Source organism: Vibrio rumoiensis 1S-45, from assembly GCF_000286955.2.
In the GTDB taxonomy this organism is placed as follows: Bacteria; Pseudomonadota; Gammaproteobacteria; order Enterobacterales; family Vibrionaceae; genus Vibrio; species Vibrio rumoiensis_A.
The window spans coordinates 19448-35583 of record NZ_AJYK02000061.1; the positions used below are offsets into that span (position 1 = coordinate 19448).

Annotated in this window: 14 protein-coding genes; 6 read left to right on the forward strand and 8 right to left on the reverse strand. The window is 40.8% G+C overall.

What is annotated here, in order from left to right; translation table 11 throughout:
- Window positions 1-110: 110 nt before the first annotated feature.
- The 5 genes from A1QC_RS08030 to xsc all read right to left on the reverse strand — a co-directional run bounded on the left by A1QC_RS08030 (window position 111) and on the right by xsc (window position 6034).
- A complete protein-coding gene (locus A1QC_RS08030; protein WP_050990316.1) occupies window positions 111-1055 on the reverse strand; it encodes a TRAP transporter substrate-binding protein in 945 nt (314 codons plus the stop codon).
- A gap of 194 nt (window positions 1056-1249) precedes the next feature.
- Entirely contained in the window at window positions 1250-2713 is a 1464-nt protein-coding gene (locus tag A1QC_RS08035) for an NAD(P)/FAD-dependent oxidoreductase (RefSeq protein WP_017024628.1), read from the reverse strand.
- A gap of 30 nt (window positions 2714-2743) precedes the next feature.
- A complete protein-coding gene (locus tag A1QC_RS08040) occupies window positions 2744-3154 on the reverse strand; it encodes a nuclear transport factor 2 family protein (protein WP_017024629.1) in 411 nt (136 codons plus the stop codon).
- A 19-nt stretch (window positions 3155-3173) separates the two neighbouring features.
- A complete protein-coding gene (locus A1QC_RS08045) occupies window positions 3174-3971 on the reverse strand; it encodes an FRG domain-containing protein (protein WP_017024630.1) in 798 nt (265 codons plus the stop codon).
- A 251-nt stretch (window positions 3972-4222) separates the two neighbouring features.
- Window positions 4223-6034: a sulfoacetaldehyde acetyltransferase gene (xsc, locus tag A1QC_RS08050; protein WP_017024631.1), complete on the reverse strand. Its 1812-nt coding sequence runs from the start codon at window positions 6032-6034 to the stop codon at window positions 4223-4225.
- Between the two features lie 300 nt (window positions 6035-6334).
- Here xsc and A1QC_RS08055 point away from each other — a divergent pair, with 300 nt between their 5' ends.
- The 6 genes from A1QC_RS08055 (at window position 6335) to pstB (ending at window position 12848) form a co-directional block, all read left to right on the forward strand.
- On the forward strand, window positions 6335-7294 hold the full coding sequence (locus A1QC_RS08055; protein ID WP_017024632.1) for an AAA family ATPase: 960 nt from the start codon (window positions 6335-6337) through the stop codon (window positions 7292-7294).
- A gap of 18 nt (window positions 7295-7312) precedes the next feature.
- Window positions 7313-9028, forward strand: coding sequence for a cobaltochelatase CobT-related protein (locus A1QC_RS08060; RefSeq protein WP_017024633.1), 1716 nt, complete (start codon window positions 7313-7315; stop codon window positions 9026-9028).
- 149 nt (window positions 9029-9177) lie between these two features.
- Window positions 9178-9999, forward strand: coding sequence for a phosphate ABC transporter substrate-binding protein (locus tag A1QC_RS08065; protein WP_017024634.1), 822 nt, complete (start codon window positions 9178-9180; stop codon window positions 9997-9999).
- A 104-nt stretch (window positions 10000-10103) separates the two neighbouring features.
- Window positions 10104-11075, forward strand: a complete 972-nt coding sequence (gene pstC / locus A1QC_RS08070; RefSeq protein ID WP_017024635.1) for a phosphate ABC transporter permease subunit PstC — start codon at window positions 10104-10106, stop codon at window positions 11073-11075.
- Between the two features lie 23 nt (window positions 11076-11098).
- Entirely contained in the window at window positions 11099-11962 is an 864-nt protein-coding gene (pstA, locus tag A1QC_RS08075; RefSeq protein ID WP_026025758.1) for a phosphate ABC transporter permease PstA, read from the forward strand.
- 136 nt (window positions 11963-12098) lie between these two features.
- On the forward strand, window positions 12099-12848 hold the full coding sequence (gene pstB / locus A1QC_RS08080) for a phosphate ABC transporter ATP-binding protein PstB (RefSeq protein WP_017024637.1): 750 nt from the start codon (window positions 12099-12101) through the stop codon (window positions 12846-12848).
- A 340-nt stretch (window positions 12849-13188) separates the two neighbouring features.
- Here pstB and A1QC_RS15540 read toward each other — a convergent pair whose 3' ends face one another.
- From A1QC_RS15540 to narQ, 3 genes are all read right to left on the reverse strand, one after another.
- Window positions 13189-13350 (reverse strand): hypothetical protein, encoded by a 162-nt coding sequence (locus A1QC_RS15540; RefSeq protein ID WP_017024638.1) that lies wholly within the window; start codon window positions 13348-13350, stop codon window positions 13189-13191.
- 186 nt (window positions 13351-13536) lie between these two features.
- Window positions 13537-14163, reverse strand: coding sequence for a response regulator (locus tag A1QC_RS08085; RefSeq protein ID WP_017024639.1), 627 nt, complete (start codon window positions 14161-14163; stop codon window positions 13537-13539).
- Window positions 14150-15898, reverse strand: a complete 1749-nt coding sequence (narQ, locus tag A1QC_RS08090; protein ID WP_017024640.1) for a nitrate/nitrite two-component system sensor histidine kinase NarQ — start codon at window positions 15896-15898, stop codon at window positions 14150-14152. The genes A1QC_RS08085 and narQ overlap by 14 nt, the downstream gene beginning before the upstream one ends.
- Window positions 15899-16136 lie beyond the last annotated feature (238 nt).

The window sequence follows — 16136 nt, forward strand, 5'->3', positions numbered from 1 at the left end:
TGTTTACAATGTACTCTTAGGATTGAGATACTTTATGGTTTGTTTAACTGGGGACGCTAAAAATACCTTCATCCCCAGCCAAACACATGTGGATCAATAGAGGGTTAAACTTACTCTCTACCTAACGCCTTCAACACATGGTCGAATTTATCTTGACCGCCAATACTTTTATAAAATTTCGGCCAAACATCCGCTTTAACCGCATCGATCCATTCTTTCTCGTTATTGTCTGGATCAACAAAAACCATGCCTTTTTCTTGCAGATCTTTACGGATAGAACTTTCGGTTTTTTGCAGGTAAGTGAAACTATAAGCGGTCGCTTCTTGACCTGCTTCTAGGATGTTTTTCTGCATCTCAGGAGTTTGTTGTTTAAAGACTGATTCACTCACAATCAGTGGCTCTAAAGAAAAGATATAGCGGATATTTGTGACGTATTTTTGTACTTCATTAAATTTCATCGCATACACCGTGGTGTATGGATTATCTTGCCCATCAACCACACCTTGTTGCAATGCAGTGAATGTTTCCGACCACGCCATTGGTGTTGGGTTAACGCCCCATGCTTGATAAGACGCGATCATAATTTCGTTACGAGGAACACGAATGACCATGCCTTTTAGATCGGCTGGTGTTTTAACTGGGCGCTTTGAATTGGTTAATACTCTAAAACCTGAATATGCCCAACCCACAATGCGTACGCCAGCATCACGCACGGTATTATCGACTAATTCTTTACCAATCGGCCCTTGCGTTAATAATTTAGCTTCATCGGCGCTTTGAATCAGGTATGGCATGGTTAGTACACCAACGGTAGGGGAAAATGGCGTCACGTTGTTGATCGCCAAAACTGAAAAATCCAACAAACCGATCGCAGCATCATTTACCGTGTCTTGTTCATTACCTAGTTGCCCATTCGGAAAGAGATCGATATTTACTTTACCTGAGGTTTTATCTTTCATAATTTCAGAAAACTTAGTCGCAAGTTCCCATTGTGTTCCCCCAGCAGCATCACCTATCGCCATTTTAAAAGTTTCTGCGAACGCATTACTGGACATTAAAGTGACACTAATAGCAGCAAAGTAAGCTGTTAATTTTTTATTATTCATAGTCTTAACCTTTTTATAATAGAGTACATCATGTACATTTCTTGGTAGTAATAAGACCTGGTACAACAATCCTGGTCGTTGATCTTCCTTAGTTGGAACTCAAAATCATTCACAATAAATGATTGGATATCGCTCGATTTCCGTTACAGCACTTCATCTTTCAATGAATACCAACGGTATAAAAATGTTTGCCCTAATCGTCTAAAAGGTGCGAAAGATTCGGATTCAATCACCTCTCGAATATTTGGAAAGGGCAGCTTGGATTGGAAAATTGGCAAGTCCAATGTATGCCCTTCTCCGGCTATCCATTGCGCCAATCGTTTACCGGCTTGCGCTGAGTACATCACGCCGTTGCCGCCATACCCCATGGCATAAAAAATACTTTCTTTAGGGTTAGGTTGGTAAATTCTCGGCATCATGTCATGGCTTACATCCACCCATCCCCACCAAGAGTAATCAATCTGAATACCCGCTAGTGCTGGGAACTTACGAATGAGATCGGCACGTAACATATCTTCATATTTTTTCTTCGGTGCATTCTTGCCTGTGATAGCGCTACGCGTACCAATTTGAATCCTATTATCAGGAAGCAAGCGGTAGTAATGGCGTAAAATGCGAGTGTCGGTTAACACTTGATGCGTTTTAAAATTACACGCTTCAAGTTCTTGAGGCGTTAATGGTCGAGTCACCATTGAATTCGATAGAACTGGCAACAAACGATTCTTCGTTTCTTTATGTAAATTTTGCGAGGTATAGCCACCCGTACATACCGCGACAGAACCTGCTTTCACCGTTCCGCCAGGCGTTTTTAAATAATGCACGCCATTGCGTGTTTCCCAGCCAAGCACTGGACTGGCAGGGTGAATTTTCACACCTAATGCGCGCGCTTTATTAATATAGCCAAACGCTAATTTGCCCGGATGAATACCGATACCTTCTGGCTCATGCATGGCACCATAGGCTTCTTTGTCATCGACAAAGTCACGCTTGACCGTTAGTTCATCTAAAATCTGCGCGTCGTAATCAAAGGTATTACGTAATAACTTGGCTTCTTTTTCTAAGCCCGCCATGACTTTTGGACGATGAGCAATGTACAAATGACCACCCGGTTGAGGTTGGCAATCAATATCTTTAATCAGATCTTTAAAGGTTTGCATACCATCAACACATTCACGATGCATCTTTAATGCAGTTTCAAGCCCCCAGCGTTCAATCCATTGTGAACGTTTAAGTCGCCCTGAAGCACATTGTGCTTGACCACCATTGCGAGTACTGCAACCCCAACTTACGCGGTTCGCTTCTAATATCGTGGCTTTAATGCCATAATTTTCCGCTAAATGAATCGCCGTAGTTAGGCCGGTAAATCCTGATCCAATGATCACAACATCGGCATCCGTATCACTTAAAATTGGACCATCATCTGCTGGCGGTTCCCCTGCCGTTCCAACCCAATAAGTCGGTGCGTAGTCTCGACCATGTCCGGGATTTTTGTCTTTTAGTGGATCATAAGATGGATCATACGCCTCTCTTGAAGACGTGATGATAGGGCTAGCGCCTTGAGATAAATCCACGATATTTAGATTAGAGTCATTCAACACATTATTCATTTTCCACATCCTAAAATCACAATGGATAAATTAATTTTGGCTTGGCTGAATTGCTGGTCTGTTCTTACGATAGGCATTTTTGACCAAGATTTTGCCGCCTTTCAACGTGAATACATCGACCATACGAGCTTCAATTCGACTTCCATCTGGATTGGTTGCGGTAAAGGTTGACTCTGATACCGCACGATCACCACACACAAAGTGCACAGGATCTTTCCACGCCACATCTGGGAAGTTTTTCCATACCGCAGCAAAACTTTCTCTTACTGATTCTTTACCTTGAAAAGACACGCCAAGTTCACCGTCACCACCCGCCGTATGAAATACACAGTCATCTGCCATAAAAGTCATTAAGGCATCAACATCATGGTTATTCCAAGCATCACTAAATTCTTGTAAAAAATTCACATCCACTTGATTTTCATTGTGTTTAAAATCCATTCTTTCTTTCCTTATTTACTTAATCAAAATCGAAATCAACATGATACTTCTTGCCATATTGGTTTAAGTCATTCATGGTCGGAGACATAGAATCAGAAAATCGTTCTATTATTTTCTGCCTATCTTTTTTAACAAAGTCCGAATGAAATTCTTTATTAAAAGATTTGGTTAAAATAGACAAATTAACGGTGTCATTATTTAACTTAAATCCATAACTCACTAATTCTTCTAATATTTTAGAGCATGAAGACTTTGAAACTCGAATTACTATTAACTCATCACTATTTAGAAGTTCTTCCTCAAGAGGTAAAATTTCATTATCTAAATGAGCCATAATAGGGTGAAGCGTACACCAGCGTTGTTCATCAGCGCGCTTAAACGTGATATCCGACATTTCAAATACCACTGTCTTATTCAAAGTGGCGGTTACTGTTTTTATATCTACCTTACGATCTTCATTGGCGTTAAGCACAAAAACAGCTGGATGGTTGTGTTGTGGTTGACATGCAAGCCATAACGCAACCAGTGGGTTTACCATCCACTCCATTAATCGAGTCGGTAAACCTTCATCCATTGCCTCACAAATCAAAGACCAACTATTGGTTTTTAATGCTTGGCTTTTATATTTATGCATTGTCGATAAAAGTTCACTTTCAGACAGAGCAACATTAATAAATTCAGGTCGAGCAATGCTCGGTAATAAATCAGGCTTACTGTCACTTGGCCCTCGAAATAATAATGGAACCTTTGAATAATTAAGGCTATCAACAGCATCAATATATGTACTCACTGAATTTATTTCATTTATTTCCTTCATAAATTATCCCTATTAATTCATCCCTGTTCATTTATCTAAAAAAGATAAACCTTATGTATAGACCGTCAATTTCTTACAAAAATGGCACATAAAATTATTCCTTTAAAATCAACAATAAAAACAAACATGAATTATTAATTCTTTAAAATACAGACTTTATAGAAGTAAACCTTTAACTAGATCACTATTAAAAACTTAAATATCGTTGATTCAGTCGCACCTAATAAAGTCAGCTAGGTGCGACTACAGTTTTAAACGAAGTCTTTATATTTATCTAAGAATCTTACAGGCGTCGACAAGGCATCACGACGGAATGGGTCACCCAATTCTTGAGTACACATGATCTCAATAATGGTGGTTTTTCCTTCGTTCATTTGCATGTCGATGGCTTTTTTCAAACTTGGGCCCACATCTTCTAAACGATCAACCGTGATCCCTTCTGCGCCCATTGCTCGTGCAATTTCAGCAAAACTTTGGTTGTCCAACTCACCCGCGACAAAGCGACGATTATAGAAATCCACTTGGTTTTTCTTCTCAGCGCCCCATTGACGGTTATGGAAAACCACAGCCGTTACTGGAATGTTATGACGAACACTGGTCATGGTTTCCATTAAACTCATCCCCCATGCTCCGTCTCCTGCATATGAAATCGCAGGGCGATGAGGCGCAGCTACTTTCGCGCCAATAATGGTTGGGAAAGCATAACCACAATTACCAAAGCTCATTGCAGCAAAGAAACTACGTGGTTTTTCAAATCTCAAGTAACTGTTTGCAATAGAGTTAATGTTACCGATATCGGTTGATACCATGACATCTTCTGGCATTGCTTTTTCTAGTTCACGTAACACTTGGCGTGGGTGCAAGTATTCACCACCAGAAAATGGCGTTTCGTTCTTATTTTGCTCAATCATATCTAAGCTAAATGGGTCACGTTCATGAGTCCATTCGTCCAACTCTTTTTCCCACTGCTCTTTTTCTAGCGCTACTTTTTCTAAACGTTGACCACGATTGTCATCGCAATCTAAAACGCGATCCGTTAATCGTTCCGTTAATGCCACTGCCGAAGCTTTCGCATCACCACAAATACCAACCGAGATTTTCTTCACAAGGCCAAGCATTTTGTTGTCTGCATCAATTTGGATAATTTTGGCGTCTTTAGGCCAGTAATCCATACCGTGTTGAGGCAAAGTGCCGAATGGACCTAAACGTGTACCTAGCGCAATAACCACATCCGCTTGTGCCATCAGTTTCATTGCGGCTTTTGAGCCTTGATAGCCCAATGGTCCACACCATAATGAATGGCTTGCTGGGAATGAATCGTTATGTAAATAGCTATTCACAACCGGTGCACCTAAACGTTCAGCCAATGCAATACATTCTTCAACGGCATCGGCCATCACCACGCCGCCACCAGAAATAATGACTGGGAATTTAGCTTGCGCGATTAAATCTGCTGCTTCATTCAATGAACGCTCACCACCTGGACCGCGATCTAATCGCGCAGGTTGTGGGATTTCCGCTTGAATTTCGCCATAGAAATAATCACGAGGAATATTTAACTGAGTTGGCCCCATTTCGCTCATTGCGCGATCAAAACAGCGACCTGTGTATTCTGCCATTCTCGCAGGGTGAGTAACATGGCCTTGATATTTGGTGAACTCTTGGAACATTGGCAATTGCTGACATTCTTGGAAGCCACCCAACCCCATTGTTGTAGTCCCAGTTTCTGGCGTCACAATAACCACAGGGCTGTGCGCCCAATATGCCGCCGCAATAGACGTAACACAGTTACTAATTCCGGGGCCATTTTGACCAATCACCACACCATGACGCCCAGATACACGAGAGTAACCATCGGCCATATGTCCTGCACCTTGTTCATGCACAACAGGAATTAAACGAATACCGGCGGGCGCAAAAATGTCCATGGCATCCATAAAGGCAGAACCCATTATCCCAAACATATCAGTCACATCATTTGCCACTAAGGTTTCAACGAAAGCCTCAGATGGTGTCATTTTTGTGCTGCCTGAAACAACGGTACGCTTTTCTTTCTCGCTCATTCTACTTCTCCTTGGAATTGTCATCATTCCTTTAAATGGAACATGTTATTGAAATCTTTTATTCGTCTTTACCTTAGGCTTCACTTTTTATTTGGTCAAAATATTTTCAATAAAATGGAACAAATTATTCCATTATTAAATTATAGATCACAAATAAGGCCATATTCTGTACAATAAATATCGTTTATTACTTATTTTGAAGAGGCGTCGTCATCAAAGGTGACTCTGTGATGCCATAAGAGAGGCACACAGACACATAGTTGACACGTAAAATGAATGACATTTAAGGAGCTATTCGTCATGGTTGAAAACACAACACCACCCACCATTCAGGTGTCGGTAAGAGAAATGTTCGGCATTGACTCCGACTTATGGGTACCGGCTTTTGCTGAGAAAAGTGATCTTGTCCCGAGTATCGATTCGACCTATCAATTTGATCCTGAAGTCACTTTAGCGATCTTGGCCGGTTTTGCGTTTAATCGCAGAACCTTAATTCAAGGCATGCATGGAACAGGCAAGTCTTCTCACATCGAACAAGTCGCTGCAAAATTAAATTGGCCATGTTTAAGAATTAATCTCGATGGGCATTTAAGCCGAATGGATTTGATTGGCAAAGATACCATTTCCATTAAAGAAGGATTGCAGGTCACCGAATTCAAACCGGGAATATTACCAAGCAGCTTGCAGCGACCCATTGCTTTAGTATTTGATGAATATGATGCAGGTAAACCCGATGTCATGTTTGTTATTCAGCAACTGCTGGAACAAAATGGCAAATATACGTCGTTAGAACACAATACCGCCATCACGCCTCATCCTTTGTTTCGTATGTTTGCGACTTGTAATACTGTGGGTTTAGGCAATATTTCGGGGTTATATTCTGGCACCCAAATTTTAAACCAAAGCCAGCTAGACCGTTGGAATATCATTGCCAACTTAAACTATCTTTCCCCGAACCATGAAACCAAAATCATCTTGGCAAAAGCCCCTCACTTAGATAATGAACACGGGCATTTGCTTATCGAGAAAATGGTCGCAATGGCAACACTAACCCGACAAGGCTTTGCCAATGGTGATATTTCAACCTTAATGTCACCAAGAACCGTCATAACCTGGGTCGAGAATCTCACTTTCTTTAAAAATATCGATACTGCCTTTAAATATTCGTTCCTAAATCGTTGTGAAGAAATGGAAAAACCCATTTTATCGGAATATTTTTTACGCTGCTTTGATCAAGAAATCGAAGATATTAATGATTAATCGTGCGGGAGAGTAGCAATGTCAGAAAGAACAGCGCGACAAAAATCGTATTTAGATAAGAGCTTATCTGCCGCCAGAGCAATTAGCCAAGTCAGTGCATTAACGTATCAAGATCAACGATTTTATGTCGGTGATCAGCCCGTTTATTTTTTAGGGGTGCATGTGAATGATCTCAGCTTTCATTCTAAATTTGATATGGAAAATGATTTATTTAGTTTGCGAGGAAAAGCCGATTCCATTTCCTTAAGATTGCGATTTTCCGATCAAACTTTGCATCTTGAAAATCGACCAAAACAAGATATCGAACGGTTAATTTTTGATTTTTGCGAACAAATGAGAGTTGAACGATTATCTCCTGACTCTCTACCCGGAATGAAAACCAATTTGCGCAATAACTTCTTTTATTGGTGTCAATATCAGCATCAAAATGGCTTTACTGAAACGCGTATTGGTATGCTTCTTTTCACTTGTTTATTGGTACTCCGGTCACGATTATTTGGCGAAGCGGTTCACCATAATTTTGAAGATCTTATCGAATCAACTCGCGCCGGTATTGTCGCCTTGATTGGACATGAGCTTCGAACCTTGCCTAAATGCCGCCTTAACCAAAGCGAATATTCAACTCATGCGCGTGAATTAGCTCTAAAAATACATCGGATGGTCGATGAACAACAAGCCCTTCAAGCAGATCAATCTCAAAATAAATTTGAAGAAGATATAAAAATACTCAGCCAACTTGCGCTTATTGTGGATGACGATATTGAGCCAAGTGATTTGGAAATCTCATCGTCCCGCCAGAATAAACCCATTGCCGAGTCTCAAGACCAATATCGAATCTTCACACAAGAATTCGACCAAGTCATTCAAGCTCAAGCACTGGTGCGAGACGCTCAATTAGATACCTTTCGGCTCTCATTAAATCATTCACTTACCCAGCAACATATCAATCAATATCGTTTAGCATCAATACTATCTCATACGGTAAAAACCCTTGAAAATACTGGCCATGTTTATCAACAGGAAGAAGGCACCATTGATGGAAAGTCGCTCCATCAACTGATCACAAGCCCAATGAAACGACAGTTATTTTATCAACCGTCCCTTCGCCCGGTGAATCATTGCTCGATCTCTTTTTTACTCGATTGTTCAGGCTCAATGCAAAAGCATGCTTCAAGAACCGCTATGCTTATGGACACCCTCTTAACCGCGACAGGCTTATCACATATACCATGTGAAATTCTTGGATTTACCACGAGCCACTGGAATGGTGGAAAATCTTATCAATCATGGTTGAAGAAAAAACCCTCGAACCCCGGCAGATTGAATGATGTGCGGCATATTATTTTCAAAGCAGAAAATACACATTGGCGTAAGGCCAAACGATCCATTGCGGCGTTAATGAAGGCCGATATTTTTAAAGAAGGCATTGATGGTGAAGCGGTTAACTGGGCATGCCAGCGTTTAAAAAGCCAAACCGCTGAGCGAAAAATTCTCGTAGTCCTTTCAGACGGATGCCCAATGGATACCGCCACCAATACCAGCAATCACCATCTGTATCTAGATAATCATCTAAGGCGAACCATTGCACATTGGAAACAAAATGAATCGATAGAAATTTATGGGGTTGGAATTGGCATTGATCTCTCTTCTTACTATGCTAAGAATATCATTATCGATGATCACGAAAATGACATATTCAATGTCTGTCGTCACATCATTGGATTATTCAAATAATTCCCTGCCATACCAATAACATTCACTACACTAATATCTTCTGTCATCTATGTTTCAAATTACTGTAACACAACTGTCATATTTCAACCCTAGAGTGGCACTCGTCAACTGAACAACTTAACGGCATGAAGCCACTAAAGGATAAAGGTATGAAAAAGACAGTAATAAGCACTCTAGCAATTCTTGGCGCACTTAGCGTAAACCCAGTATCAGCCAAAGAAACCATTTCTGCGGTAGGTTCAAGTAGTGTCACGCCATTGATGGAAGTGTTTGCTGAAACTTACATGAAATCAAACTCAGATGTATTTATCGAAGTTCAAGGTCCGGGCTCTTCTGCAGGTATTAAAGCTGCGAAGAATAACTCTGCCGACTTAGGTATGTCTTCTCGTGATTTAAAAGCAGAAGAAAAAGAGCCAACACTTAAGGAAGAAGTGGTTGCTCGTGACGGTATCGCTATCGTCGTTAACCCTAAAAACACGCTTAAAGGTTTAACTTCAGAGCAAGTCACAAAAATCTACAAAGGCGAAATCAATAACTGGAAAGAAGTGGGTGGTGAAGACAAGCCAATCGTTGCGATTACTCGTGATACCGCATCTGGTACTCGCGGTGCATTTGAAGACATCATGGGTCTAAAAATGAAAGTAAACGATATTAAAGTATCGGCTATCTCTCAACGTGCTCAAGTAGCAAACGGTAACGGTGGTTTAAAAACCATGGTAGCAAGCAACCCATATGCGATCGGTTACATTTCTTTAGGTACTGTGGATAACACAGTTCACCCTCTTGCGATTGATGGTGTTGAAGCAAGTGTTGCGAACGTTAAGAACAGCACTTATAAAGTCGCTCGTCCTTTCCTAGTGCTTTACCACGAAGGTAAACCTACGCCAACGACACAGAAATTCCTAGATTGGATGCTAACTAAAGATGCACAAAAACTAGTCTCTGGACAAGGTTACATCGATATCCACTAAGTAAGACATTTTATTATTGCTCAGCTCGCAAGGGCTGAGCTTATTTCCATCTCGGTATTTTTCTTGTTCATTTCACAAGAGCCATCGACATGTGAGTTTTGATTATGACCATCGCCACTTATAGTGACAAAACAAGTAGTAGTGACAAGCTTATGAATAATGTCGCAAAAACTGAATCAGAAGCCGAAGTTTCCGTATCAAATGGAAACCTACGCCAGAAAAAAGGCATCGACTGGAAAGAGAAGATTTTCCATGCGTTGTTTTTTGGCAGTGCCATTATCGGCATTGTATCCCTTGCTCTTATCGCCTACTTCATCATTGCCGAAAGTATTCCAGCGTTTCAAGCCGTTGGTGTCTCTGGCATTGTTTTAGGTGATAACTGGCTTCCACCTGCGTTGTATGGTGTTTACACCATGATCATCGCATCCATAGTGTCTACATTTGGTGCGGTTATTATTGGTGTACCTGTTGGACTGCTCACCGCCATTTTTATCGCAGAGATTGCACCAAAACGTATTGCTGATGTGATCCGTCCTGCGGTTGAATTGCTCGCCGGTATTCCTTCTGTGGTTTATGGCTTCTTTGGTTTGGTCATCATTGTTCCTTTAATTCAACAAATCTTCAATGTACCAGCCGGTAACACCATTTTAGCCGGTATTATTGTGCTAGGTGTGATGATTCTACCAACCGTAATTACCGTCTCTGAAACGTCTATTCGCGCCGTTCCTCGTGCTTACAAAGAGGCATCTCTAGCATTAGGGGCATCAACGACGTTTACCATTTTTAAAGTGCTCGTTCCTGCCGCTCGATCTGGGATCATGACAGGGGTAATTTTAGGAATTGCTCGCGCATTAGGTGAAACCATGGCCATTATTATGGTGATGGGTAATGCACCCGCCATGCCAGAAGGCATCCTAGATTCTGCTCGTACCTTAACCGCCAACATTGCCATTGAAATGTCTTATGCAAGCGGTATCCACGCTAATGCGCTTTATGCAACCGGTGTGGTGTTATTGGTATTCATCATGATGTTAAACGCAGCTCTTCTGTACTTTAACCGTCAGAAAGCGAGGTAATGAAAATGAGCACAATAAAAACGATGGATTTAGTCAAACTAAAAAAACAACGCCAACAAAAAGATTTAATGCTGAATATCTTCATTGGGGCATCAGCAGCCTTAACAGTTGGTTTCTTATTCTGGATTATTTGGTACATCCTATCCAACGGCCTACAGCATGTGGATTGGAACTTCATCACCGATGACTACACTCGCACTGGAGATGAGCATGGGATCTTCCCTATGATCATCGCGACCATTTATATGGTAATAGCGTCGATTTCAGTCGCTGCCCCATTGGGTATTATGACGGCCATTTATTTGACCGAGTATGCCAAGCCAGGCAGTAAATTAGTCAAGGTTATCCGTTTTTGTACGGAATCACTGGCGGGCATTCCATCGATCATCTTTGGTTTATTCGGTATGACTTTCTTTGTTGCGGTATTAGGACTTGGGTTCTCGATTCTATCTGGCGCATTAACGCTGAGTATCTTGATCCTTCCAGTCATCATCCGTACCACAGAAGAAGCATTAATGGCGGTATCCCAAACCTATCGTGAAGGTTCTTATGGTTTAGGTGCTTCTAAAATTTACACCATCTGGCGCTTAATTTTACCAAGTGCAATGCCAGGTATTTTAACGTCGGTCATTCTGAGTATTGGTCGTGTCATTGGTGAATCTGCCCCGGTGTTCTTAACCGCAGGTATGGTTGCGCGTATTCCTGAATCCGTTCTAGATTCAGGTCGTACCCTCACCGTTCACCTTTATAAACTCACGACAGAGCTGTTCAGTGTTGAGGAATGGAATCAAGCCTATGGTACTGCCACCGTATTGATTGTACTGGTTCTGATCATCAACATGCTAACAAAGTTCATTGGTAGCCGCTTTAACCGAGCCAGTTACTAAACGCTTACAACAAAACGTTAGCAACACAACACTTAACGACATTACTGACTATGACAGAGCGGCAATTGGATTCATCGATGGCTACCCATTAATTGTAGCGATGACCAAGCGGCTCCGACGATAAAGAGATATTAAAATGAATAAATTCAACATTGAAAACCTAGATTTGTACTACGGCGACAACCAAGCTCTAAAAAGCATTAATTTGCCTATTCCACAAAAGAAAGTGACCGCTCTTATTGGCCCTTCAGGTTGTGGTAAATCAACGCTGCTTCGTTGTTTAAACCGCATGAATGACTTAATTGCTGGGGTAAAAATCACCGGTAAAGTCACTATGGATGAACACGATATTTACGGCAATATTGATGTGTCTGATTTGCGTATCAAAGTTGGTATGGTATTCCAAAAGCCGAACCCATTCCCAATGAGTATTTATGAAAACGTGGCTTACGGCTTACGTGCTCAAGGCATTAAAGATAAAAAACACATCGACTCAGTGGTAGAGAAATCGCTACGTGGCGCCGCACTTTGGGATGAAGTGAAAGATCGCTTAAAGTCTCACGCGTTTGGTTTATCAGGTGGTCAACAACAACGTTTATGTATTGCACGTACCATTGCGATGCAACCGGATGTGATTTTAATGGATGAGCCTACCTCAGCACTTGATCCAATCGCAACACATAAAATTGAAGATCTCATGGAATCTCTAAAGAAAGAGTTCACCATAGTGATCGTCACCCACTCCATGCAGCAAGCCCGTCGTATTTCCGACCGTACCGCTTTCTTCTTAATGGGTGAATTAGTGGAACATAACGACACGCAAACTATCTTTAATAACCCGCAAGATGACCGTACACAAGGTTATGTAAACGGTGACTTCGGTTAATCAACATCAAAGAATAACTATAAAAAGCGATGAAACTTTTGCCCCTTACTGAGGGGCTTTTTTGGTTTGATTTTCCAATTAAAAAACTATCGCATCTTCAAATTAGAAATAAAGTGTAATTCGTAGGAAAGCACCCGGTTATTCACCACCACTTCTTCATGAGTTAAATCCATATCTTTAAAAAGGAAATTGCTGTACTTTACAAACAAGAAATAGAAAACAGACATAGAAATACCAGTCTGATAATGACTATCTACTATTTTCATTCTAAATTGGTGTAAGTCATCATTGTCGCGAGCAACAAAATAATACAACGAAGGAATTTTAGGGTTATCTTTCGTTAAACGTAACGCTTCAGAATTTGCAGGGCCGCAGAAAGAGCAGTACACAATAAGCTTAGATCTTCACTTGAATACGACGCCACATCACCACGCCCCATCAATACGCCATCATGGGTATCAATCTCGCCTGAACGCAGCGTTTTACGGTTAGCAAACTCCATTGTACTTGCGTTGGTAATGATATTATCTAAGCACTTACTGACATTGTCTGGCTTTTCATTAAGAGGATTGTATTGATCAGTAAGACAATCATGGTGAACGGAAGTAAATTAATACAAAAAAACACCATAAAAACATCTTCATTTACATTCTCTTGTAGGTTTAGGCGTAGGGTCACCCAAGTAGCGTTATGCACCCAAAGCATCTAAATATAAGACCGTAGCTGCCGTTCTAGAAGGCACTTTCAGCTTTTTCAGTAAACTTTTCATGTGTACTTTTACTGTCGATTCTGAAATAAACAAGTGGTCAGCAATTTGCTTATTACGGTAACCCTTTGCGACTTCTTTCAAAATCTGCATTTCTCGATCAGTGAGTTGATCAAGTACATTTTCTTTGTCGCCTCTCGTGGCTAAATATTCTTTCACCACATCACTGTATACTTTCTCTCCTTGCTGAGCTTGTTTTAACAATGCGATTAAATCATCCGGTTCCGTATCTTTTAGTAAATAACCGTCCGCACCAGCTTTAACTAACGTATCAATATCCAGAGAGCTGTCTGAAACGGTTAGAATAATAATCTGGCTATCAATCCCTTCTTTACGCAACGCTTTTAAAGTATCAAGCCCAGACATGCCTTTCATATTCAAATCAAGCAAAATCATATCGGGTTGCAGTTCATGAGCAAGCGCAATTGCTTCCACTCCATTACTAGCTTCACCGACAATATCAACACAATCTTCTAAACTGAGTAACTGACCAATGCCTCTACGAATTAGGGGATGATCATCAACCAACAGAATTTTATTTACTGTCATCATGCTTTTCCTTTGTATCAATATTCATCGTTAACGTTACTTGGCTGCCTTCTCCTAATTGAGAGAAGAAATAACATTGAGCTTCTAACCGTGAAGCGCGCTCTTGCATAATACCTAATCCATAATGATTAAGTTTAGATTCACTTGGATCAAATCCAACCCCATCATCATTAATACTCACCATTATATGCCTTTGTTGAACATAACACTTAACTTGAATGGTATTCGCACTGGCATGCTTAATCGCATTTAATACAGCTTCACGAATAAATTGTAAAAGGTGTACTTGCTGTTGGGCGTCTAATTCGATTGAAAGTAATTGATTATCCACCAGCAAGTTGGTATTCGTTTGCGCTTTGAGTGGCTTCAACATTTGTTGTAAAGCCTCACCAAAATCGGCCTCTTCAATTTGCAGTCGAAACGTGCTGAGCAATTCTCTCAATTGAGTATACGCTTGCGCCAACACCTCATCGACTTCCTGGATAATATCGGTAGCAACCAAGCAACGCTGCTGACAAATATCTTTATTCAAGTTACGTTTGAGTAATGTAATTTGGATTTTCAAATAAGACAAAGACTGAGCGAGCGAATCGTGAAGCTCACGGGCAATTGTGCCCCGCTCTTCCATTAAAATAAGTTGCTCGGTTTGTTTTTGATTATGGTTAAAGAAAAGCGCGCGAGCGATAATGCGCCCCAAACTCTCCATCACTTTCCATTCAGGGTTATTTTGTTGCTGCCATTTCAACTCCCCCAGCTGCATACCACCTTCTTCTAATGAATAGGAAGACCAAGGTAAGTCATGCTCGGTACCGGCCAACAATTCGATATGACCACCACCTTTTTCTTTAATCCATAATTGGCAAGCAACCACCCCATCAATATGCTCAAAATCATTTAATACATGTTGGAAATCTTGAACGTTTAAGCGAGCACTTGATAACGATTTCGAGCAGTTATACAAGATTTTTAACGCATTATTCGCTTGCTGTAATTCAGCCGTTTTTTTATCGACAGCTTGCTCCAAATCTTGATATAAAACCGCCAATTCTTTCGCCATGCTCTTATAGGATAAAGCCAACACATCTAATTCAGTATCGTTGTTAATATTTAATTGAATATCAAATTGGCGATATTGGATCTTCTGGCTCGCCTCCACAAGTTGAGCGAGTGGTTTCACTACTTTATTTTGAGCAAAACGGACTATCAGAATCGTGATCAGAAAAATCAAACCCAAACAAATGCCACCAACCCAAGCCAACATTTTTAATTTATTTTCGGAAAAATGCTGTAGAGCTAAAACGAATTGATCTATTTGTTGTACCACACCTTCGACTTGGTCTAGGTAGTCATGCTTATTTTGTGATTGCAGTTGCTCAGACAATGTCCCCCACCGTTCAAGTATCGATTGATACTGTTGCTTGATCCCAGCAGGCACTAGCACATTATCCAACGAGGCCATAACCGGTGAGCGTAAAGATTCATCGAAGTTAGCGATGTGATTCACCAGTTGGGGAGATTTCACCTGCACATCGTATGCTAAGCGATAACTTTGCATTCTTAACGAACCAGCGACGTTCACCACTTCAGCATCTTTTAAACTATAAGATAAGGTTAATAATGAGACTCCAATCGTCAATACTGCCAAAACCAAAATAGAGGTGAGCCCTTTCGCTATCGTCGAGGCGATTGGTTTTTTCGGAGTAGAAAATCGATTTGATTTTAGAGTTACATTCACTTGATCACCATTATGAAACGCTTCTGCGAATCCATCTCCATTTGCTCATTCATTTTTGTCACTCAAAACCAATGTTACTTGAAGCAATCTAAAATGTGTGAGGTTTGTATGATTATTTAATTGATCTAAAACAAGTTCACCCACCAATTACTCCTTTAGGGGTATTTATGGTTTACCGATTAAAACTACACTTTCCATAAGGTTAATAAAGCATATAATTTGTAGGCTTTCATAACCT